We start from the raw sequence: 21,942 nt of genomic DNA, 5'->3' as shown, positions 1-21,942 counted from the left end.
TACAGTAGTTCACAAAACGGAATGCTTTTATAAGGAATGTAGATCTCCTTCACAAAAAAATATTGAACCTTATCTTAATGAAATTAATTTCATTATATGAAAAATATAAAACTCCAACTTTGTCTGATTTGTAGGTTTTTATTCTTTTTTTTGTTTTTTTAAATTTACTTATTGGATTAAAAAACCATTTGTTAATAATTTTGTAAATTACAAATAATAATGGAGATTGGTTAGATGTTCGTCGAATAAATAAAGGTAATCTTATCAAGTTGTTGTTTTGTAATGGTATTTTGTTTTTTTTACATTGGTATTTAGAAAATTTGACAGCCAGAATAATCTTTTGCACTCTTAGCTCCAGATTTTGAGGAGGTGCTGTATAACGTTTTGTTAACGCTCTACCTCAAACATATAAAAAAAGGGAACCGGACAAGGATATCCCGAACTAAGAAAAGGCAGTGGATTAATTATGAAAAAAACTCTATTAGCACTAGCTGTAGTTGCGTCTGCAACTTCAGTGAACGCAGCTGAAGTATTCAAATCTGAAGAAGGTTCTGTAGATTTCTACGGTCAGCTACGTCCAACTCTTCTATTCACAGAAAAAACTGATCACACAGCAGAGCTAAACACTAGCTCTTCTCGTACTGGTGTGAACGCGGTTTACGTTGTTGACGAAAGCCTAAAAGTTCTGGGTGAAGTTGAAATCGGTGTTGCTCTAGGTGACAACTACGACGCAGGTGCTGATTCAAGCGAGCGTACAGATGACTCTGTATACGTACGTCGCCACATCATCGGTTTTGATATGGGTGATATGGGTACTCTTCGCTTCGGTAAAGAAGGTACTTGGGCTGATGACGTATACTTCGCAGATTACTCTTACTTCTTCGGTGGTAACGCAGCGGAAACTGCATACGGTCATGCTTGGAACAACGATTCTCAAATCAAATACGCTTACGAAAATGACGCGTTCTGGCTAAAAGCTGGTTACGCGCTAGGCGAAAAAGATTCTAACGAAGAAGTACTAGAAGTATTCGTTGGTAAATCTTTCAACGACCTATCTCTACACGCTGGTGTACTTACTGCGAACAACGACATCAACGTAACTAAAGAGAAAAAACTAGTTCTTAATGGTGTAGAGCAAACAGTTTCTCACACAGAGCGTACTGATAACGAAAACCTATCTTTTGAAGTAACTGCTGAGTACGCACTAAACGAGCACACTCTAGGTGCTACGTACTACTACAACGAAAACGAAGATAAGCTAGGTAAATCAACAGTTGATTCACACTACATCGTTGTAGCTGGTATGTTCGCTGTTGCTCCTAAAACAACTCTATACTCTGGTTACGAGTACCTAGCTCAGTCTACTGACGAAGCAGGTAAAGTAGACGCAGACTCTTCTTGGTTCTACGCTGGTGTTGAATACAAGTTCTCTAAATGGGCACGTGTATTCGCAGAAGCGGGTTACACTTTCGAAGGTACTGACTTCGACAACAAAGACACAGACGACGCAACTAACTTCGGTGTTGGTGCTCGTTTCTACTGGTAATCAATACCCAGTTTGATATTGTAAGACCCAGCTATATGCTGGGTCTTTTACTATGAAGATAAGGATGAAAAATTCTATGCAGTTATCATTAAAAGTGGCAATGGCACTGTCTATTTTTGCCAGTACAAACCTCTACGCTGCAACGACTTTAGTGGTTCCAGAAGACGTGAAGTTATTGGCCGTCAACATGGAGAAGCCAGATCTAGAAGGTGGTCTTTTTTCTAGTGAGAAGACAATCGAACTACCTGACGGAACGAATCAAATTGTCTTCAAATATCAACCTACATTCGAAATTAACGAAAACCTTAAGACGGTTTACAGTGATGTAATCGTTGCTAAATTTGATGCTGAAAACGAAAAGCTAACGTTTGAACTGCCAGAGTTTAAAACTCTTCGCCAAGCGCAAAACAACATCTCGCCTCTAGATTGGCAATTACTGGATACCAAAGGCCAACCTATTGCTTTGGTCGAAGATGTATTAGAGTCAGATGGTGTTCAAATTGGTCGTAATTACCCTCAAGAATCTCGCAACTACAATATTGCTGGCGGTATCGCGAGTGTTGCCGTTAGTTATGTAACTGTGAATCAGCATCAACAATCAGTAAGTGATATCGAGCCTCGAGTTGAGACTAGTGATACCCGTTCAACAGCCGCATCGAACGACAGCCCAATGGTTGATGTATTAAAGACGATGTACCAGAAAGCGTCTCCGGCGGAAAAAGAGGCATTTAAAAACTGGCTTGCTGAGCAGTAATCCCTTAGTTCATTAGATAGGGCTTAACTGAAAAAGTACGAATCTAAAAAGTAGGCTTTAAGCCTGCTTTTATCTTTTCTGCTTATTAGAGAGAGATTTCTCTCCATTCACCAGGCATTAGGTCGTTAAGGACGATATCACCCATCGAATGACGAATGAGGCGCAAAGTAGGGAAGCCAATGTGCGCAGTCATGCGACGTACCTGACGATTTCTTCCTTCAATAATGGTAATGGCTAACCAAGTTGTAGGGATATTTGCTCGAAAACGGACCGGAGGGGTTCTGTCCCAGACTTGTGGTTCTGGAATAACTTCAACTTCGGCTGGTAGAGTCATACCATCTTTTAGCTCTACTCCCTTTCTCAATTTTTCAAGATCTTGCTCTTGAGGAGCGCCATCGACTTGAACCCAATAAGTCTTCGGTGATTTTGACTTTGGCTGCGTTAGCTTCGCCTGCAAGATGCCATCGTTAGTGAGTACCATTAAACCTTCGCTGTCTCGGTCCAATCGGCCAGCCGCATAGACATTTTTGATTGGGATATAGTCCGCTAACGTTTTGCGACCATCGCCATCGGTAAATTGACTGAGCGTATCGTAAGGCTTATTGAAAATAATGACTTTACGATCTTTAGGGGCCACTTTTGGCTTTTGGCTTTTTGTTGGACGATTAGGGCGGCGGTCTTGTTGAGTACGAGTCTTCGAGCCATTGCGAGCTCCTGAGTGTTTAAAATGGCCCGTTTTAGACTGGTTACGACTGCGACCTTTTTCCTGACCTGTACGAGATGACATGTTAACTACCCTGCAAAAATGTAAATGAACTGTGTTTGAAAGTTTTAAGTTTTCTCATGATCGGATATGATTTGCGCGCCTAAAACTAACAAACGCGCACAGAATGATAGACTAATTCGTGTTATTTGTTTAATTATATCAGTGCACTCATGGATTCAGAGCTTAGAGCTTCAAACTACAACAAAGAGTGCGAACCGCATGTGGCGTTAGTGAGGAGACATGTACTGCTAACGTGCAGCAATGCGTCAATTAAACCAACTCAGACGCTGAGTTGATCAGCCAACAAGTTGATTAAAAAATAGGGAAATTTCATGCCTACAGAAAAACCTACAATTATCTACACCATCACTGATGAAGCGCCGGCGCTAGCAACTTATTCATTACTACCAATCATTCAATCATTCACAGCATCGTCTGGCATCAATGTAGATACTCGTGATATTTCACTAGCAGGTCGAATTATCGCTAACTTCCCAGAGCATCTAAAAGAAGAACAGCGCATTGGCGATGCGTTGACTGAGCTTGGTGAACTAGCTCAAACTCCAGAAGCAAATATCATCAAGCTACCTAACATTTCAGCTTCAGTTCCTCAGCTTAAAGCGGCGATTAAAGAGCTTCAGGCGAAAGGTTACGATTTACCAAACTACCCAGAAGAGCCGAGCACGTACGAAGAGAAAGCGATTAAAGCGGCTTACGACAAAATCAAAGGTAGTGCGGTTAACCCAGTACTTCGTGAAGGTAACTCAGACCGTCGTGCTCCGACTTCGGTAAAGAACTACGCGAAGAAAAACCCACACTCAATGGGTGCATGGTCAGCAGAATCTAAGTCTCATGTTGCGAGCATGTCAGACAATGACTTCTTTGGTAGCGAAAAGTCTACAACTATCTCTGGTGCAACAGAGGTCAAAATCGAGTTTGTCGGTAATGATGGTACAGTTAAAGAGCTTAAGTCTGCGTTCCCATTACTAGATAAAGAAGTCATTGATACTTCCGTAATGAAGAAGAAGGCGTTGGTTGAATTTTTCGAGAAAGAGATTGCAGAAGCGAAAGCGCAAGACGTGCTGCTGTCTCTTCATATGAAAGCGACGATGATGAAAGTTTCTGACCCTGTCATTTTCGGCCTTGCAGTAAAAGTTTACTACAAAGACGTTTTCGATAAGTACGGTAAGCTGTTTGAAGAGCTAGGCGTTGATGTAAACAATGGCATCGGTGATGTTTACTCAAAAATTGAGTCTCTACCTGAAGCGCAAAAATCAGAAATTGAAGCGGCCATTCAAGCGGTTTACCAAACTCAACCAGAACTTGCGATGGTTGACTCTGATCGTGGTATCACAAACTTACATGTACCAAGTGACATTATTGTAGATGCTTCTATGCCAGCAATGCTTCGCTCTTCGGGTCAAATGTGGGGACCAGATGGTAAACAAAAAGACACCAAAGCGATGATTCCAGATCGTAGCTACGCAGGTATTTACCAAGCGGTTATTGATTTCTGTAAAGAGCACGGCGCATTTGACCCGACCACTATGGGTAGCGTGCCTAACGTTGGTCTAATGGCTCAGAAAGCTGAAGAATATGGTTCTCACGACAAGACATTCATTCTAGACGCTGCGGGTACTGTTCGCGTTGTTGATGCTTCAGGTAACGTACTGTTAGAGCAAGCGGTTGAAGAAGGCGATATCTTCCGTATGTGTCAGGTTAAAGACGCACCAATCCAAGATTGGGTTAAACTAGCAGTGACTCGCGCACGTGCAACAGGTGTTCCAGCTGTATTCTGGCTAGACGAAAACCGTGCGCACGATGCTGAGCTCATCAAGAAAGTAAACGCCTACCTACCAGATCACGATACTGACGGTCTAGAGATTAAGATCCTATCTCCTGTTGAAGCTTGTAAGTACTCACTAGAGCGTATGAAAGCGGGCCTAGATACTATCTCTGTTACAGGTAATGTTCTTCGCGACTACCTAACAGACTTGTTCCCAATTCTAGAGTTAGGTACGTCTGCTAAGATGCTATCTATTGTTCCATTGATGAATGGTGGTGGTCTATTTGAAACAGGCGCTGGTGGTTCTGCTCCTAAGCACGTTCAACAAGTAGAAAAAGAGAATCACCTTCGTTGGGATTCTTTGGGCGAGTTCCTAGCGCTTGCAGCTTCGTTAGAGCATTTAAGTGTAGCGACAAACAATCCTAAGGCTCAGGTTCTAGCAGATACACTAGACAAAGCGACCGGTGAGTTTTTAGACACCAACAAATCTCCGTCACGCAAAGTGGGTGAGCTAGATAACCGTGGAAGCCACTTCTATCTTGCACTTTACTGGGCGAAAGCGCTTTCAGAGCAAACGGATGATGCGGATCTTGCTGCTGAATTTGCACCAATTGCAAAAGCGCTGTCAGAGCAGGAAGAAACGATCGTTGCTGAGCTAAATAATGCGCAAGGCGTGAAAGGTGAGCTAGGAGGTTACTACTTACTAGACGATGCATTGGTTTCTAAATTGATGCGTCCAAGCGAAACCTTTAACGCAATCATTAACAAGTAAGTTAGTGTTAAAAAACACGTCGTTTTCGGCGTGTTTCCTATCCTGTAAGTGCGTTGTAAGTGTTCCTTTTGTAACACGTGCTCTAAATAGTAAGAAACCCGCTATCTTGGCGGGTTTATTTTTCTCTTCAAAACATCAACGTGGCGTTTCGAGAGCAATATTTTTATATTTCGACAGCGCTCTAATTATTTGGCTTGGCCTTCAAGAGGCACGACGCTACTCGCGTGACAGCCTTTGGGACCTTTTTCAATCTCGTAAGAGACTTGTTGGCCTGCTTTCAGTGTACGATAACCGTCCATCTGGATAGTTGAGTAGTGGGCAAAGATATCTCCCTCTTCTTCATCTGAACAAATAAACCCAAATCCTTTGGCATTGTTAAACCACTTTACTGTACCTGTAGCCATGCTTTACATCCCTCATGCATTTTTTACTGATGTTGTTACTGCAACCAAGTTATACCTTTAACTTGGTACTACCATTGTCAGCGAATGCCAACAAACGTCAAATCAATGATAAGTCACATTCATCAAACCACTTAAAGAAGAGAGGTTTCAAAATGATGATTTATGCATCGACACTTTCCACTGTAGTCAATGAATTTCGACAGTCAATAGCAGTGAGCAACAAACAGAAACATAATTGAAAACAAATCACTTTTGAGATTAACAAATTTGCAAACAGTTTTTCGTATATACGCAGAAGTTTAGTCAATTTGCCTATGAAGTGGCTCATACTGAAAAAGCCATACTGTCCGTGTTGCTTATGGGAGAAGAATCCTCTGACTGAATAAAAAATGAAGTTTTCGTGATAATTACCGTATTCTCAATGAGGAAGTGTGATCCAGATAGAAGATGATGGGGTGGTTTGCAATAGTCCGAGAGCAATAAATAGAAAGTTCTTTTATAAGAAAAAATGTGTAACTTATCGACAAGCATCTTTTATTTGCGCCGTATCAAGACGTGCATTAGTCTCTATATTAGGTAGCAACTTTTATCGATCAAAGATCGAATTCGGTGCCATAACTCACTACACCGCGCTGCATGCTTGTGGTAGATTGTTTTTATAGGTCGAAAACATCAACCCTTTGATACGATATCTTTAGATTGCCATGAGTAAAAATTTTGAATGGGTCACTCCGGACTCTGATCTTCTGGAGCGAGAAAGTACGAAAGTCCAGCCACCTAAGCTGTACAATGTCGTACTCAATAATGATGACTATACACCTATGGATTTCGTCATAGAGGTGCTTGAGCGATTTTTCTCACATGATATTGATAAAGCAACTCAAATCATGCTTCAGGTCCACTATGAAGGAAAGGCAATCTGCGGCACATACAGCGCAGAAATTGCCGAAACAAAAGTAGCGCAAGTTACGATGTACGCAAGGGAAAATGAACATCCGCTACTTTGCACTATGGAGCAAGCGTAAACAAAGAAGACTTGCTCGAACAACCCCAGTTGTTTTTTCGGGAGGTACTTATGCTAAATAAAGAACTAGAGTCAAGCCTTAACGGTGCATTTGCTCGGGCGCGCGACAAACGCCACGAGTTTATGACTGTCGAACACCTCCTACTTGCATTGTTGGAAAATGATGCAGCTAAGGAAGCCCTTCTAGCTTGTAAGGCGGATCTCGACGCTTTACGCAACGAACTCGATATTTTCATCGATCAAACTACGCCTCTTATCCCAGATAGTGATGAGACGCGTGAAACGCAGCCGACTTTGAGTTTTCAACGTGTACTACAACGCGCCGTCTTTCATGTACAGTCGTCTGGTCGTAATGAAGTAACAGGCGCCAACGTGCTTGTTGCTATCTTCAGTGAGCAAGAGTCGCATGCCGCTTACCTTCTGAAGAAAAATGACATCTCCCGATTAGATATTGTTAACTTCATCTCCCACGGTATTACTAAAGCATCAGGTGCAGGTGAGGATTCATCATCAGACTCGTTTAGCTCAGAAAGTGTTGAAGAGCCTAATTCTGAAGAACGCCTAGAAAGCTTTGCGACGAATCTTAATCAAGTCGCTAAAGATGGAAACATCGACCCACTCATTGGACGTGATAAAGAGTTAGAGCGCACTATTCAGGTACTTTGTCGACGCCGCAAGAATAATCCACTACTAGTGGGTGAGGCAGGGGTTGGTAAAACAGCCATTGCGGAAGGTCTTGCATGGAGAATTGTCGAAGGGCAGGTCCCTGAGGTTATTCAAAACAGCGTGATTTATTCACTAGATATTGGCTCTTTGCTCGCTGGTACCAAATATCGCGGTGATTTTGAAAAGCGCTTCAAGGCGATTTTGAAACAACTTGAAAAAGAAGAAGATGCCATTTTGTTCATCGATGAAATACATACCATCATCGGTGCAGGCGCGGCATCTGGTGGTCAAGTCGATGCAGCAAATCTTATTAAGCCTCTTTTAAGTAGTGGTAAGTTGCGTTGTATTGGTTCGACGACATACCAAGAATACAGCAACATTTTCGAGAAAGAGCGTGCGTTGTCTCGCCGTTTCCAAAAGATAGACGTTGTAGAACCTTCATTAGATGACACAACTAAAATCTTGATGGGCTTGAAGCCGAAGTACGAAGCTCACCATGAAGTACGTTATACCAATAAAGCACTGCGTGCCGCGGTAGAACTGTCGGCTAAATACATTAATGAACGCCATCTACCAGATAAGGCCATTGATGTCATTGATGAAGCTGGTGCTCGTAGTCGTCTTGCTCCTGCAAGCCGTCGTAAAAAAACGGTCGGAGTGGCTGATATCGAATCAATGGTTGCCAAAATGGCGCGAATTCCAGAGAAGTCGGTTTCTTCTTCAGATAAAGACATTTTGAAAAACTTAGATAGCAAAATGAAGATGTTGGTATTTGGTCAAGATAATGCGATTGATGCATTATCCGAGGCGATCAAGCTGACACGTGCAGGTTTAGGTGTAGACAACAAACCTGTTGGTTCATTTTTGTTTGCAGGCCCAACAGGGGTTGGTAAAACAGAGGTGACAGTGCAGTTATCTAAGCTTCTAGGTATCGAGCTACTTCGTTTTGATATGTCTGAGTATGGTGAGCGTCACTCCGTAAGTCGCTTAATTGGTGCGCCTCCTGGTTATGTCGGTTATGACCAAGGTGGTTTGCTAACTGATGCTGTTATTAAGCACCCACATTCAGTCGTATTACTTGATGAGATTGAAAAAGCGCACCCTGATATCTTTAACCTGCTGTTGCAAGTCATGGATAACGGTACGCTAACGGACAACAATGGTCGCAAAGCAGACTTCCGTAATGTCATTCTTGTTATGACAACTAACGCAGGTGTGGCGGAAACCGAGAAGAAATCAATTGGTTTGATTCAACAAGACAACAGTCACGATGCAATGGCGGAAATTAAGAAGGTGTTTACTCCTGAGTTCCGTAACCGTCTTGATAACATCATCTGGTTTAACAGCCTTGATGAAAGCGTTATCCATCAAGTGGTTGATAAGTTCATTGTTGAACTGCAAGTGCAACTTGATGCGAGAGGCGTTTCAATGGAAGTATCGCAAGACGCTCGCCATTGGTTAGCACATAAAGGTTATGACAAAGCTATGGGGGCTCGCCCAATGGGGCGTGTTATCCAAGAACAGCTTAAGAAGCCTTTGGCTAACGAACTGTTGTTTGGATCTTTAGTTGACGGCGGTACAGTGAAAGTAACGCTGGTCAACGATACGCTTGAGTTTGAATACTTAAGTGAGAAAGAGACAGCGATGCATTAATCGTTATTCGGTAACAAACGCAAAAGCGCACGAGAAGATCGTGCGCTTTTTTATCTGAACTAAATCGGAAAAAATTGTGCAATAAAAAACGGAGCAGCTTGCTCCGTTTTTTATTGCATCCGAAAATCAGAGATTAACGAGCGCGGAAGACGATGCGGCCTTTTGACAGGTCGTATGGAGTCATCTCTACAGTTACTTTGTCACCCGTTAGGATACGGATGTAGTTCTTACGCATCTTGCCAGAGATGTGAGCAGTCACAACGTGACCGTTTTCAAGTTCAACACGGAACATAGTGTTTGGTAGAGTGTCAAGGACTGTGCCTTGCATCTCGATTACGTCTTCTTTAGCCATTTAATCCTCTTTAGAAATTAGGCAATATTAGCGGGCTATATTCTGCCGCTAAATAGTAATTATGTAAAGTTGAGGCGTATTCTACCCTCGCCAACGCTGATTTACTAGCCTTTGGTGGCGTTGAAAGCGTGTTTTGTAGCTCATTGCTGGGCACTCATCAATCTGATATCCCAAATATAGCCACTGTTGTTTGTTTTCTTGGCAGTATTTAATTTGATAAAGCACTGCTAACGTGCCAAGAGATAACTCGTAGTCAGGGTCAAAGAAAGTATAAAAAGCACTCGAGCATTGTGGCATCAAATCTGTCACTGCAATGGCGAGCAATTGATCTGATTCATCGTAAATGTGTAAAAACGACGTTGTCAGCCAGCTGGTTTGAGCAAATCGAGCAAACTCATCACGCTTTGGTGGGTACATAGTGCCGTTTTTATGCCGTTTGCAGATGTACCGACTGTAAAGCTCAAACCATTCCTCATCCATTTCAGGTTTCATTTCCCAGCGTAAAGACTGTGCTTTATTAAGCAGCCTCTTCTGACTTTTTGATAGTCTAACGTCTGGAATCGAGACTCGAATTGGCTGGCAAGCGGTGCAATGCTCGCAATGCGGTTTATATATGGTATCTCCGCTACGACGAAAACCGTTAGCCATGAGCAACTGGTAATTTTCTTCAGTATGCAGCCTTTCATCAAGCGCCACCGCAACCCGCTCTTGCCGTTCAGGCAAATAACTACAAGGGTGATTATTCGTCAACCCTATTCGAATATGTTGTATATCCGTACTCATACTGAATCCTGCAAAACTTGGGGCTGATAGGCATCAAATAGTGTTTGCTTTTCTCTTAAAGATAGTAGTTTTTGCATAAATTCGTCACGCTCAAGTTCAAATGCGCCAAGTGATGCCAAGTGAGAATTCATAACTTGGCAATCGATTAATTGACCTTGCTTTGACGCCAAATGGTTGCATAAGTACCACAATGCAATTTTGGATGCGTTATCTTTTAGACTAAACATCGACTCTCCGCAAAAAAGTTGGCCCACGCAGATGCCATATAGTCCGCCAATCAGGTTGTTGTCATGCCATACTTCTACAGAGTGACAGTGACCAAGTTTGGCTAACTCAATGTAGGAAGCTTGCATTTCCTCGTTGAGCCATGTTTCCTCTACAGGGCGTGTTGAAGAACATAGTCTAATCACTTCTTCTGTCGCGAAATTGAGTGTTACTTTATAGTTATGTTTACGCTGAAATTTTTTGAGACTTTTAGATGGCTTAAACTGCAATGGGTCAAACACAGCGCGCGGAGAAGGGCTCCACCATAAAATAGGTTCACCAGGACCATACCAAGGGAAAATGCCTTGATAGTAACCATTGAGGATTCTCATGGGGTTTAAGTCACCACCAAAAGCCAGCAAACCATTGGGGTCGCTGAGTGCTTTATAGGGTGAGGGAAAGTTGAACGTTTCATCGAGTTCAGTTAAATAAATAGCCATAAGAAGTCGTTACCAACATTGGAGTCAGAGGAGTTTATGATGACCTGGTTAAGAAATATCGTAAAAGTATGGCTTGGGATCATACTGTTTTTACCACTTGTCGCCAACGCAGCCTATGAAAGAAATGTTGCCAAGCCAGTTAATGAAGTAGTTTACGGGAAGATTGACTCTGTCCGTTATATTACTCAACAAGAGGTTGTTCAATCGAAAAGTAACGGTTGGAAGACACTACTTGGTGCCACTATCGGTGGTTTAGTCGGTAATCAATTTGGTGGCGGTACGGGAAGAGAAGTCGCGACGGCAGTGGGTGCGCTTGCAGGTGCCGCAGTTGCTCAAAACCAAAGTAATTACCAATACACGGTTGAATATAAGTTAGTTGAGCTACTCATCAAAGTGAAGGGCGATAAGCTAATTAATGTCATCCAAGATGTTGATAAAAATATGTTATTTAGTCGAGGGGATGAAGTTCGTATCTTATATTTTGATGATGGAGTCAGGGTTGATATCACTTATTAACCCTAGGTTGTTTTAGCCTAACGAAGCTTAATCAGGCATGTACAGTCGGGCTGGCTTATCGTCAAATAAAGTCGAAATAGTTTGCTGTTTCGCCGTACTTCTTTCGCTCTTATTTACATCGCTGGCAATGCCTTTAATTCTGTATCTTTAGGCTGCTTGAGGATATTCATAAATTAGCGCCGATTTACTCTGGTTTTGTCGTGTTTTTTTGGGTAGTCTGAATTCACGAAGAATTGTTTAGCCCTCATAAAAAATCGTATGTTGAGGGCACAAAGGATTATCAACTTTTAATGGAAAGCCTAACGTTACAACCTATCAATAAAATTCAAGGGGAAGTGAACCTTCCTGGTTCTAAAAGCGTTTCTAATCGAGCTCTTTTACTTGCTGCTCTTGCTAAAGGCAGAACTCGCCTTACTAATCTCCTCGACAGTGATGATATTCGTCATATGCTGAATGCGCTGACTAAACTAGGCGTTCAATACCAACTTTCCGAAGATAAAACAGAATGTCTCGTTGAAGGCCTTGGGCGTCCGTTTTCTGTCTCAGAACCAGTAGAATTATTTCTCGGCAATGCTGGCACTGCGATGCGACCATTAGCTGCGGCTCTTTGTCTTGGAGAAGGGGAGTATGTACTGACGGGCGAACCTCGTATGAAAGAGCGTCCAATTGGTCACCTTGTCACGGCACTGAAAGATGCTGGTGCGAACGTTGAGTACATGGAAAACGAGAACTTTCCGCCTCTCAAAATAATTGGTACTGGCCTAAAAGCAGGTACAGTTTCTATCGATGGGTCCATTTCAAGTCAGTTCTTGACCGCTTTCTTAATGTCTGCGCCATTGGCTGAAGGTGAAATTCGCATCAACATCGAAGGCGATTTGGTTTCTAAGCCTTATATCGATATCACCCTGCATATCATGAAGCAGTTTGGAGTCGATGTGATCAACAACGACTATCAAGAGTTTGTGATCCCAGCCGGTCAGCAATACATCGCTCCAGGTGATTTCTTGGTTGAAGGTGACGCGTCTTCTGCTTCTTACTTCTTGGCGGCGGCAGCCATCAAAGGCGGAGAAGTTAAAGTCACGGGTATCGGTAAAAACAGCATTCAAGGTGATATTCAATTTGCTGATGCGCTTGAAAAAATGGGTGCAGAAATTGAATGGGGTGATGACTACGTAATTTCACGTGTTGGTCAATTAAAAGGCATTGATATGGATTACAACCATATCCCTGATGCTGCAATGACCATCGCGACAACAGCGTTATTTGCCGAAGGCACTACCGCTATTCGTAACGTTTATAACTGGCGTGTAAAAGAAACAGACCGTTTGTCAGCTATGGCGACTGAGTTACGTAAAGTTGGTGCGGAAGTGGAAGAAGGGGAAGACTACATCATCGTCAAACCTGTCTCTCAGTTAAAGCATGCTGCGATTGATACTTACGATGATCATCGAATGGCGATGTGTTTTTCGCTGGTGGCACTTAGTGATACGCCTGTGACGATTAACGATCCAAAGTGTACGTCGAAAACGTTCCCTGACTACTTCGACAAACTTAAGGCTTTAAGTTGCTAAATATTCTGACCTAAAACAGGAAAGCCAGAGTGAATAACACTCTGGCTTTTTTGTTTCCCAATACTATTTAACCAGCGTAAATTCCTTAGAAAGGTGATGCGCTAAGTATTTGAACATATTGAATACTGCAGTCGTATTTGAAGTTGGTAAACCTTTGTCATCAAGGAAGTATTCACCTTTAAAAACTAAAACACCTTCTTTTTCTTCTACGCTTGTTGCTCGCATCCCCTCGATGTAATCATCGTGCTCTTGGATGATTTGGTTAGCGATCAAAAGAAGGTCGAACTCTTCGATAAACGTTCTATCAGACATATTCTTTCTACCATCCTATTCAGTTAAGAACGCTGAGTATACCTACAACTAAAATGGGTTTGCATGATTAATTCAGTCAATCGTTCAGTAAGACTAAACAGATCAATTTTTAGAGTATAAGCATGATGCGGAGGAAGATGGCAGAGCATTGAACCAAACTATTTTGTGATGGGTAACAAAATTTATTGCATTGGATTAGCGGATGCTAAGTTTGCCTGTTTAGATATGCCGCTCAATACCTTTCAGAACCCTGTCTCTTTGAAGTATAAAGACGATGAATTGTCAACCAATCGGATCTGAATTTCAAAAAAGCAGTTGATCTTCTTTTCATCTCGCACAATAGTAAAAAAAGAAGCAATGAAATAGAACATTATGCGGGTGGCCTTTAAACAAGGTTTCTACCCGCATTATTATGAAGGACGTTAGAGTCAGTTATGGGTAAATCACTCGTTATAGTGGAGTCACCAGCCAAGGCAAAGACGATAAATAAGTACCTTGGTAAAGACTTTATTGTTAAGTCTAGTGTTGGTCATGTGCGTGATCTGCCTACGGCCGGTCAAAGCACTGGTGAGAAAAAAGCCGCAGCCATCTCAACTAAAGGGATGAGTCCGGAAGAGAAAGCGCGCGTTAAAAAAGAGAAAGACCGCAAAGCGTTGATCAAAAAGATGGGGATTAACCCATATCATGACTGGGAAGCGAATTACCAAATCCTTCCAGGCAAAGAAAAAGTTGTCAACGAACTACAAAAACTCGCCAAAGACGCAGATTGCGTTTATCTCGCAACCGATTTGGACCGCGAAGGAGAAGCAATCGCATGGCACCTTCGTGAGATCATCGGTGGCGATGAAGAGCGATACAAACGTGTAGTTTTTAACGAAATTACGAAAAACGCGATCCAACAAGCTTTCCAGACACCTGGCGAGCTGAACATGGATGGTGTAAATGCCCAACAAGCACGTCGCTTCATGGACCGTGTCGTTGGTTTTATGGTTTCACCTTTACTTTGGAAAAAAGTGGCTCGTGGTTTATCTGCTGGTCGCGTGCAGTCTGTTGCGGTGAAACTGTTAGTTGAGCGCGAGCGTGAGATTAACGCGTTTGTACCAGAAGAATTCTGGGACATTCATGCGAATACGAAAACGAAAGACAAAGCGGACTTTAAACTGCTTGTTGCTCAGAAAGACGGTTCTGCGTTTAAGCCAGTTAATGAGGCAGAAACCAAAGCAGCGATGTCTGTACTTGAGAATGCAAGTTACGAAGTATGTAAGCGTGAAGACCGCCCTACAAAGAGCAAGCCCTCAGCACCTTACATCACCTCTACGCTTCAACAGGCAGCAAGTACACGTCTGGGCTACGGCGTGAAAAAGACCATGATGCTAGCTCAGCGCCTCTATGAGGCCGGTTACATCACTTATATGCGTACTGACTCGACTAACCTAAGTGCCGAGGCTGTGGACGCTGTACGTGACTTTATTGGTTCTGAGTTTGGTGATAAGTACCTACCAGCGAAACCATTGACGTACGGTAGCAAAGAAGGAGCACAGGAAGCGCACGAAGCGATCCGCCCTTCAAATGTGGGTGTTAAGGCGGAAGACCTGCAAGGTGTCGATGCTGATGCGCACAAACTTTATGCTTTGATTTGGAATCAGTTTGTAGCGTGTCAAATGACGCCAGCAGAATACGATTCAACAACCATTAGCGTAAAAGCGGCAGAATACACGCTTAAAGCGAAAGGCCGTATCCTTAAATTTGACGGCTGGACTCGTGTACAGCGTCCAATGGGCAAAAACGAGGATACAATCCTTCCAGCGGTACAACTTGGCGATAAGCTAAGCTTAGAGTCACTTGACCCTAAACAGCACTTTACAAAGCCACCTGCGCGCTACACTGAAGCAGCACTGGTTAAAGAGCTGGAGAAACGAGGCATTGGTCGTCCGTCGACTTACGCATCGATCATTTCTACGATTCAAGATCGTGGCTACGTGAAAGTTGATCAGCGCCGTTTCTACGCTGAAAAAATGGGTGAAATTGTTACTGACCGCCTTGATGACAGCTTTAACGATTTGATGAACTACGACTTTACTGCGCGTATGGAACAGAAATTGGACCAAATCGCTGAAGGTGAAGTGAACTGGAAAGCTGTGTTAGACAACTTCTTTGCTGATTTTACTGGCGATCTTGAAAAAGCGGAGCTGGATGAGTCAGAAGGCGGTATGAAGTTAAACCACATCGTCATGACGGATATCGAGTGTCCGACGTGTAGCCGTCCAATGGGCATCCGTACTGCTTCGACAGGTGTGTTCTTAGGCTGTTCAGGTTACGCGTTACCACCAAAAGAGCGTTGTAAGACAACCATCAACTTGGGTGACGAAGAAGGTATTATTAACGTTCTAGAAGAAGACGTTGAAACCGCAGCTCTTCGTGCTAAAAAGCGTTGTCCGATCTGTGAAACAGCGATGGACGCATACCTGATTGATGACAAGCGTAAGATGCATGTTTGTGGTAATAACCCGAACTGTGAAGGCTACCTTGTTGAATACGGCGAGTTCAAAGTAAAAGGCTACGATGGTCCAGTTGTTGAATGTGACAAATGTGGCTCTGATATGGTGCTTAAGAACGGTCGCTTTGGTAAATACATGGATTGTACGAGCGAAACGTGCAAGAACACTCGAAAGATCTTGAAGAATGGCGAAGTCGCGCCCCCGAAAGAAGATCCTGTTCATTTCCCCGAGTTGCCATGTGAAAACTCAGATGCGTATTTCGTACTTCGTGATGGTGCTTCAGGTCTATTTATGGCGGCAAGCAACTTCCCGAAATCGCGCGAGACACGTGCTCCTTTGGTTGCTGAACTGGCACGTTTTGAAGAGCGTTTACCTGAGAAGTTCAAATACCTAGCGACCGCACCGCAAGAAGATCCTGATGGTCGTCCTGCAGTTGTACGCTTTAGTCGCAAAACAAAAGAGAACTACGTTCGTTCGGAAGAGAATGGCAAACCATCTGGTTGGACAGCGCTCTTTGTTGACGGTAAGTGGGAAGTCACTGATAAGCGTAAAAAAGCGAAAGCATAAAAACGTACGATCTAAGTAATGTAAAAAGGCAGCGATATCGCTGCCTTTTTTGCGTAAAGGCCACTGTGTTGTTCGTATAGATCTTTGCTGCTTTGACTGAGTTTTGCTGACGCGAGAAGATCCCAGTATCAATATTTCGTAGTCGCTGATGTATTTTTTATGTAAAAAATATTCGTTGTAACTTTCATTTTGCATTCACATATTTGTTATACATTGGGCTAAAAAATCGGCGGTGTAGTGAATCCGTTCGTAAATTGTTTTCACAATGTAATCGTTTGCTTTTCCATGTGTGATCTAGATATCGTCTTGAGTACGCAAGAGCTGTATGGTACACAGAATGGCGTATTAAAAATTGTAATTTAGAACCCGCTTAGATAATTTATTACAAAAATTAGTGCAACTGTGTGCATTTTTTGCGTCAAAAAATAAGGAAAGAGTGGACGTTGCATACTGGAAGTGCCGTAGCTTTTTTATCCGTGTTGTAAGAGTTCACAGAAACTCAGAGACGGTTGCTAAATGTATTCGCTTGACTCCCCGAGTATGACTCATTCAAGCGAGTACCAAATCCAAGCTATAACGATATGGAGAACAACAAATGGCTGGTGTTTTGGGAATGATTCTTGCTGGCGGTGAAGGCTCTCGTTTGAGACCTTTAACGGAATCTCGCAGTAAACCTTCGGTACCGTTTGGTGGTAGTTATCGATTGATCGATTTTGCTCTAAACAATTTTGTTAATGCGGATCTGATGCGCATTTACGTCCTAACCCAATTTAAATCTCAATCTTTATTCCATCACTTAAAAAAGGGGTGGAACATCAACGGCATTACAGACCGCTTTATCGATCCTATTCCCGCTCAAATGCGTACTGGTAAACGTTGGTACGAAGGGACGGCGGACGCGATCTATCAAAACCTGCGTTTTATGGAGTTAGAGGAACCAGAGCAAGTTTGTATTTTTGGCTCTGACCATATCTATAAGATGGATATCAAACAAATGCTGAACTTCCACTCAGAAAAGCAGGCTTCTCTGACGGTATCTGCATTGCGCATGCCACTAAAAGAGGCGTCGCAATTTGGGGTTATCGAAGTGGATAGTGAAGGTCGTATGATTGGCTTTGAAGAAAAACCAGCAAATCCGAAGTCGATTCCTGGGGACCCAGATTACGCTTTAGTTTCAATGGGTAACTATGTTTTTGAAGCTCAGGTACTGTTCTCAGAGTTGGTCGAAGATGCGGATAATGAAGCTTCATCACATGATTTTGGAAAGGACATCATTCCAAAGATGTTCCCTAGAGGTGATGTGTTCGTGTATGACTTCAGTACCAACAAAATCAGTGGCGAAAAAGAAGAGGTGTACTGGCGTGATGTCGGAACTATTGATGCGTACTGGCAAGCGCATATGGATCTGCTAGAAAAAGATGCACCATTTTCGCTGTACAACCGTAAATGGCCATTGCACACCTACTACCCACCATTGCCACCTGCGACATTTACCGACTCTGATAATGGTCGTGTGCAGATAATCGATAGTTTAGTGTGTAATGGCAGCTATGTTAGAGGCTCAAGAATCGAAAAGTCGGTGCTTGGTTTTCGCAGTAATATTGCTTCTGCTTGCGATATCAGCGAATGTATACTTCTTGGTGACGTAAAAATTGGCGAAGGCTGTGTTTTACGTCGTGTGATTGTCGACAAGGATGCCGATATTGCTCCTGGTACTCAGATTGGTGTGAATCTTCAAGAAGATAAAAAACACTTCCACGTGTCTGAGGAGGGCATTGTTGTTATTCCGAAAGGAGCTCGAGTTGGCTACTAACAACTTATCTATTCTGTTTGTAGCTTCTGAGGTTGAAGGCCTCATTAAAAGTGGTGGCTTGGCAGATGTTGCCAAGGCACTACCGGAAGCCCTTCAAAACCTACAGCAAGACGTAAGAATTACCATCCCTGCGTACAGTAGTATTGATAAACTCGCAGACGCAGAAGTTGTATTAGAAACAGAATTAACATCATGGCCGCATACGGAGTATCGAGTTTTGCGGCTCATGTTAGGTCAAAATCCTGTTTACCTGATTGATTGTCCGCCGTATTTCAATCGACCATCAATGTATGCGGAGAACAACCAAGCGTATACTGATAACGGCGAGCGCTTTGCGTTTTTTAGTGCAGCATGTCTCGATATGTTACCCAAGCTCGCCTTTCAACCTAATATCATACACGCGAACGATTGGCACACAGGTCTTGTTCCATTTTTGCTCAAGCACAGGTATGGCAATGATCCGTTTTTTGCTCATACTAAAAGCGTCATTTCAATTCACAATGCGGTCTTTAAAGGCGTATTTAGTTATGAAGACGTGCAGTGTTTGCCAGAGTTTCATTGTAGAAACGTTCCCGATGCTGCGGTGAGTGCAACGCATATTACGCTGCTTAAAGCTGGTGTAATGAATGCAGATAAGATAAACGCGGTTAGCCCTACGTACGCAGAGGAACTAAAAACAGAGCTTGGCAGTCACGGCATGGCTTGGGAGTTTCAGCAACGCGCGCAGGACTTAGTCGGCATCTTGAACGGTTGTGATTACAGTGCTTGGAATCCGGAAACTGATACCTACTTGCCGGTTAATTACTGCGCCGACCAGCAAAGTATGTCGCAAGGGAAGAAAGCTTGTAAAAAAGCATTACAACAGCGACTAAATTTGCCCGAAAAAAATGTAGCTATGTTCGGTATGGTTTGTCGGTTGACCCAGCAGAAAGGCGTTCATTACTTGTTGCCTGCTTTGGCCGATTTTTTAAAGCACGATGTTCAGCTAGTTGTCGTTGGGACCGGAGACCCTGTTCTTGCCGCTCAGTTACGAGAGGTTGCCGCGCAGTTTTCTAGCAAATTTGCCTTTGTAGAAGCGTATGACAATGAACTTGCGCATATCGTTGAAGCGGGTTCTGATTTCTTCTTGATGCCTTCTGAGTTTGAACCATGTGGCTTAAACCAAATCTATAGTATGGCTTATGGGACATTACCGATAGTACGCGGTGTTGGTGGCTTAAAGGACAGCGTTAGCGATTATGATGTAAACCCATCTGAAGCAACGGGGTTTGTTTTTTTCGAACCGACACCGCAGGCATTGTTGTTAACGATGCTAAGGGCACTGTTGCTCTACGCTCAAAACGAGCCTGAAGTGAATAAAGTACAGTTGCACGCGATGCAACAAGACTTTTGTTGGCAAAAGGCCGCAGAATCTTATTTGCAGCTTTACCACTCAGCGTTAGTTTGACTTAAAATTGTAACGAAAGGCACCGAATGAGGTGCCTTTATTATCTTGAGTAAGGGGAGTGTGGTAGGATGGCTTTTTACTCAATAGCACGATCTTTTTGATACTCAATATGACCCAGCCGCTACTTTTTCATAAAACCTATTTGCACCCTACTAGTAATGAGTGGGTTGTATTTGTGCACGGTGCTGGTGGTAGCTCTTCTATCTGGTTCAAGCAAATTAAAGCTTACAAGCAACACTTTAACTTATTGCTGATCGATTTAAGAGGTCATGGAAAGTCAAATCAGTTACTTAAAGAGCTCATTGCTAGCCGTTATACCTTTACGGAAGTTACCCAAGATATTTTGAAAGTATTGGACCATTTAAAGATCCAATCCGCTCATTTTGTCGGTATGTCGCTTGGTACTATTATTGTTCGAAACCTTGCTGAATTGTCATCAGAGCGCGTACGTTCGATGGTGCTCGGCGGTGCTGTCACAAGGCTTAACACTCGTTCTCAGATATTGGTGAAATTAGGTAATTTTTGTAAGCATATCCTACCGTACATGTGGCTCTACAAACTGTTCGCTTATATTGTTATGCCTCAAAGAAGCCAACGAGAATCTCGCCACCTTTTTATTCGCGAAGCCAAGAAGCTTTGCCAAAAAGAATTTAAACGTTGGTTTATTCTTGCTGCTGATGTAAATCCGTTAATGAAATATTTTAAAGATCGAGAGTTACCCATTCCGACTCTCTACTTAATGGGCGACAGGGATTACATGTTTATTAAACCTGTCAAAGAAATGGTTGCAGCACATAAGCTCAGCACTCTACGAGAAATCCCGAATTGTGGTCATGTATGCAATGTAGAGCGTCCAGAAGACTTCAATCAACACTCCATCGAGTTTATTAAACAGCAAGCTGTATGTGCTTAAAACTGAGTGCATCCACTGAATAGGAGAGCCGCTATAGCTCTCCTAGTTGATATCCACATTGCCAACATGCACCAAATTGCCCTTCGTTTATTTCATGACATTTTGGGCATTGCCAATCTTGATACTCATGCCTATCGGATTGTTTTCGATATGCTTTTACTATTTCTTCAGCTTTCATCTTTTGTGCAGTGTCAAAAAGCCACACATAAGGATCGGTATCATCACCAAACGGCAGTTCTCCTTTTAAGCCGAAAATACCTTCTCCACGAACTTCACAGTAAATTTGTTCCACTTTAAGCAGCTCACATACAATGTGTGCTTCTGTTGGGTTTTTAGCGATAAATATTTTCATCAAAATACCCACTTCACCAATTACGAGTTTTGCTGACTTGGTGTCGGCCTTACTTTATTCATAACCCATTTAGTGATGATTGGAAATAGTCCCAATAGCGCAAAAGACGCTAATACTGCGGGTGAAACAATGCCCGATAGGCTTTCAATTGTTGCTAATTGAGTACCTGCATTCAGATATACGGCTGTGCCTGGCAGCATACCTATTTGGCTAGTGAGATAAAATCTACCTACAGACATCGGCGTTAAGCCCATCAGTAAGTTGATTAGAAAGAAAGGGAATACAGGGATTAGACGCAAGGAAAATAGATAAAAAGCTCCGTCTTTTTCGACACCTTGATTAATTGCGTTGAGTTTATTTCCGAATTTGTTTTGTACCCAGTCACGCAATAAGTATCGGCTGCTCAAGAAGGCCAGTGTTGCCCCCATAGTGCTAGCGAAAGAAACCAGTAGCAAGCTTGTCCAAAAACCAAATAAGGCTGCACCAAGTAAGGTGACTACTGCCGCTCCTGGGATAGAAAAAGCGGTAATTGCAATGTAGGTAAAAAAGTAAATCGCAGCCGAGAATACAAAATTCTGATCGATGTATGTAGTTAGTGCTTCTTGTTGGGCTTTTGCATTCTCTAAGGTTAAATACTGGCCAAAGTTAATACCTAAAAAGACGATAGCCGCTAGTAGGATGAGACCTAAAATCAGTTTCTTATTCATAATTTTGATTCCAATTTGGGATATATGTAATAAGAC

19 protein-coding genes are annotated in these 21,942 nt (G+C 42.8%); 11 read left to right on the top strand and 8 right to left on the bottom strand.

Annotated features, from left to right (window positions below; all coding sequences use genetic code 11):
* The first annotated feature begins 466 nt into the window (after positions 1-466).
* Positions 467-1,546 (top strand): porin, encoded by a 1,080-nt coding sequence (locus R7Z47_RS10175; protein ID WP_005378424.1) that lies wholly within the window; start codon positions 467-469, stop codon positions 1,544-1,546.
* A gap of 76 nt (positions 1,547-1,622) precedes the next feature.
* Positions 1,623-2,300 (top strand): DUF2057 family protein, encoded by a 678-nt coding sequence (locus R7Z47_RS10170; protein ID WP_017634732.1) that lies wholly within the window; start codon positions 1,623-1,625, stop codon positions 2,298-2,300.
* A gap of 85 nt (positions 2,301-2,385) precedes the next feature.
* Here R7Z47_RS10170 and R7Z47_RS10165 read toward each other — a convergent pair whose 3' ends face one another.
* Positions 2,386-3,087, bottom strand: coding sequence for a pseudouridine synthase (locus R7Z47_RS10165; protein ID WP_005387874.1), 702 nt, complete (start codon positions 3,085-3,087; stop codon positions 2,386-2,388).
* A gap of 311 nt (positions 3,088-3,398) precedes the next feature.
* Between R7Z47_RS10165 and R7Z47_RS10160 the strand changes: the two genes are divergently transcribed.
* Complete coding sequence (locus R7Z47_RS10160; RefSeq protein ID WP_213969471.1) at positions 3,399-5,624, top strand: NADP-dependent isocitrate dehydrogenase; 2,226 nt, start codon at positions 3,399-3,401, stop codon at positions 5,622-5,624.
* 185 nt (positions 5,625-5,809) lie between these two features.
* Here the strand turns inward: R7Z47_RS10160 and cspD are convergent, their stop codons facing one another.
* A complete protein-coding gene (gene cspD, locus R7Z47_RS10155) occupies positions 5,810-6,028 on the bottom strand; it encodes a cold shock domain-containing protein CspD (protein WP_005378407.1) in 219 nt (72 codons plus the stop codon).
* Between the two features lie 704 nt (positions 6,029-6,732).
* Here cspD and clpS point away from each other — a divergent pair.
* On the top strand, positions 6,733-7,053 hold the full coding sequence (gene clpS, locus R7Z47_RS10150) for an ATP-dependent Clp protease adapter ClpS (RefSeq protein ID WP_005378419.1): 321 nt from the start codon (positions 6,733-6,735) through the stop codon (positions 7,051-7,053).
* 50 nt (positions 7,054-7,103) lie between these two features.
* A complete protein-coding gene (gene clpA / locus R7Z47_RS10145; protein WP_005387879.1) occupies positions 7,104-9,371 on the top strand; it encodes an ATP-dependent Clp protease ATP-binding subunit ClpA in 2,268 nt (755 codons plus the stop codon).
* 133 nt (positions 9,372-9,504) lie between these two features.
* On the opposite strand, the gene infA is transcribed toward clpA, so the two are convergent.
* The 3 genes from infA to aat form a co-directional block, all read right to left on the bottom strand.
* Positions 9,505-9,723, bottom strand: coding sequence for a translation initiation factor IF-1 (infA, locus tag R7Z47_RS10140; protein ID WP_001040192.1), 219 nt, complete (start codon positions 9,721-9,723; stop codon positions 9,505-9,507).
* Positions 9,724-9,804: 81 nt separating this feature from the next.
* Positions 9,805-10,506 (bottom strand): arginyltransferase, encoded by a 702-nt coding sequence (locus tag R7Z47_RS10135; RefSeq protein WP_005378346.1) that lies wholly within the window; start codon positions 10,504-10,506, stop codon positions 9,805-9,807.
* Positions 10,503-11,210, bottom strand: a complete 708-nt coding sequence (gene aat / locus R7Z47_RS10130) for a leucyl/phenylalanyl-tRNA--protein transferase (protein ID WP_182038218.1) — start codon at positions 11,208-11,210, stop codon at positions 10,503-10,505. Before aat ends, R7Z47_RS10135 begins: the two co-directional genes overlap by 4 nt.
* A 39-nt stretch (positions 11,211-11,249) precedes the next feature.
* Between aat and R7Z47_RS10125 the strand changes: the two genes are divergently transcribed.
* Positions 11,250-11,726 (top strand): glycine zipper 2TM domain-containing protein, encoded by a 477-nt coding sequence (locus R7Z47_RS10125; RefSeq protein WP_005378348.1) that lies wholly within the window; start codon positions 11,250-11,252, stop codon positions 11,724-11,726.
* Positions 11,727-12,016: 290 nt separating this feature from the next.
* Positions 12,017-13,297, top strand: coding sequence for a 3-phosphoshikimate 1-carboxyvinyltransferase (aroA, locus tag R7Z47_RS10120; RefSeq protein WP_005387883.1), 1,281 nt, complete (start codon positions 12,017-12,019; stop codon positions 13,295-13,297).
* Between the two features lie 63 nt (positions 13,298-13,360).
* Here the strand turns inward: aroA and R7Z47_RS10115 are convergent, their stop codons facing one another.
* Positions 13,361-13,609: a YciN family protein gene (locus R7Z47_RS10115; protein WP_005387884.1), complete on the bottom strand. Its 249-nt coding sequence runs from the start codon at positions 13,607-13,609 to the stop codon at positions 13,361-13,363.
* A gap of 434 nt (positions 13,610-14,043) precedes the next feature.
* Here R7Z47_RS10115 and topA point away from each other — a divergent pair, with 434 nt between their 5' ends.
* From topA to R7Z47_RS10095, 4 genes are all read left to right on the top strand, one after another.
* Positions 14,044-16,674: a type I DNA topoisomerase gene (topA, locus tag R7Z47_RS10110; RefSeq protein ID WP_005378351.1), complete on the top strand. Its 2,631-nt coding sequence runs from the start codon at positions 14,044-14,046 to the stop codon at positions 16,672-16,674.
* Positions 16,675-17,269: 595 nt separating this feature from the next.
* Positions 17,270-18,487 (top strand): glucose-1-phosphate adenylyltransferase, encoded by a 1,218-nt coding sequence (gene glgC / locus R7Z47_RS10105; RefSeq protein ID WP_017634726.1) that lies wholly within the window; start codon positions 17,270-17,272, stop codon positions 18,485-18,487.
* A complete protein-coding gene (gene glgA, locus R7Z47_RS10100; protein ID WP_318130038.1) occupies positions 18,477-19,934 on the top strand; it encodes a glycogen synthase GlgA in 1,458 nt (485 codons plus the stop codon). The genes glgC and glgA overlap by 11 nt, the downstream gene beginning before the upstream one ends.
* Before the next feature lie 109 nt (positions 19,935-20,043).
* Positions 20,044-20,847, top strand: a complete 804-nt coding sequence (locus tag R7Z47_RS10095) for an alpha/beta fold hydrolase (protein ID WP_262607019.1) — start codon at positions 20,044-20,046, stop codon at positions 20,845-20,847.
* A gap of 31 nt (positions 20,848-20,878) precedes the next feature.
* On the opposite strand, the gene R7Z47_RS10090 is transcribed toward R7Z47_RS10095, so the two are convergent.
* Positions 20,879-21,199, bottom strand: a complete 321-nt coding sequence (locus R7Z47_RS10090; RefSeq protein ID WP_213969473.1) for a DUF2007 domain-containing protein — start codon at positions 21,197-21,199, stop codon at positions 20,879-20,881.
* Between the two features lie 20 nt (positions 21,200-21,219).
* Entirely contained in the window at positions 21,220-21,906 is a 687-nt protein-coding gene (locus tag R7Z47_RS10085) for a TVP38/TMEM64 family protein (RefSeq protein ID WP_005378366.1), read from the bottom strand.
* Between the last annotated feature and the right edge of the window lie 36 nt (positions 21,907-21,942).

This window comes from Vibrio sp. 1641, assembly GCF_033339995.1.
GTDB classification, from domain to species: domain Bacteria; phylum Pseudomonadota; class Gammaproteobacteria; order Enterobacterales; family Vibrionaceae; genus Vibrio; species Vibrio alginolyticus.
The sequence above is the reverse complement of the archived record's forward strand: the minus strand, read 5'-3'. Positions and strand labels throughout refer to the sequence as shown.

Coding starts and splice junctions, on each gene's coding strand:
- R7Z47_RS10085 (WP_005378366.1), bottom strand. CDS start 21,906: ATGAATAAGAAACTGATTTTAGGTCTCATCCTACTAGCGGCTATCGTC.
- clpS (WP_005378419.1), top strand. CDS start 6,733: ATGAGTAAAAATTTTGAATGGGTCACTCCGGACTCTGATCTTCTGGAG.
- R7Z47_RS10165 (WP_005387874.1), bottom strand. CDS start 3,087: ATGTCATCTCGTACAGGTCAGGAAAAAGGTCGCAGTCGTAACCAGTCT.
- R7Z47_RS10135 (WP_005378346.1), bottom strand. CDS start 10,506: ATGAGTACGGATATACAACATATTCGAATAGGGTTGACGAATAATCAC.
- glgC (WP_017634726.1), top strand. CDS start 17,270: ATGGCTGGTGTTTTGGGAATGATTCTTGCTGGCGGTGAAGGCTCTCGT.
- R7Z47_RS10090 (WP_213969473.1), bottom strand. CDS start 21,199: ATGAAAATATTTATCGCTAAAAACCCAACAGAAGCACACATTGTATGT.
- infA (WP_001040192.1), bottom strand. CDS start 9,723: ATGGCTAAAGAAGACGTAATCGAGATGCAAGGCACAGTCCTTGACACT.
- clpA (WP_005387879.1), top strand. CDS start 7,104: ATGCTAAATAAAGAACTAGAGTCAAGCCTTAACGGTGCATTTGCTCGG.
- topA (WP_005378351.1), top strand. CDS start 14,044: ATGGGTAAATCACTCGTTATAGTGGAGTCACCAGCCAAGGCAAAGACG.
- R7Z47_RS10115 (WP_005387884.1), bottom strand. CDS start 13,609: ATGTCTGATAGAACGTTTATCGAAGAGTTCGACCTTCTTTTGATCGCT.
- R7Z47_RS10095 (WP_262607019.1), top strand. CDS start 20,044: ATGACCCAGCCGCTACTTTTTCATAAAACCTATTTGCACCCTACTAGT.
- R7Z47_RS10125 (WP_005378348.1), top strand. CDS start 11,250: ATGACCTGGTTAAGAAATATCGTAAAAGTATGGCTTGGGATCATACTG.
- R7Z47_RS10160 (WP_213969471.1), top strand. CDS start 3,399: ATGCCTACAGAAAAACCTACAATTATCTACACCATCACTGATGAAGCG.
- R7Z47_RS10170 (WP_017634732.1), top strand. CDS start 1,623: ATGCAGTTATCATTAAAAGTGGCAATGGCACTGTCTATTTTTGCCAGT.
- aroA (WP_005387883.1), top strand. CDS start 12,017: ATGGAAAGCCTAACGTTACAACCTATCAATAAAATTCAAGGGGAAGTG.
- aat (WP_182038218.1), bottom strand. CDS start 11,210: ATGGCTATTTATTTAACTGAACTCGATGAAACGTTCAACTTTCCCTCA.
- cspD (WP_005378407.1), bottom strand. CDS start 6,028: ATGGCTACAGGTACAGTAAAGTGGTTTAACAATGCCAAAGGATTTGGG.
- R7Z47_RS10175 (WP_005378424.1), top strand. CDS start 467: ATGAAAAAAACTCTATTAGCACTAGCTGTAGTTGCGTCTGCAACTTCA.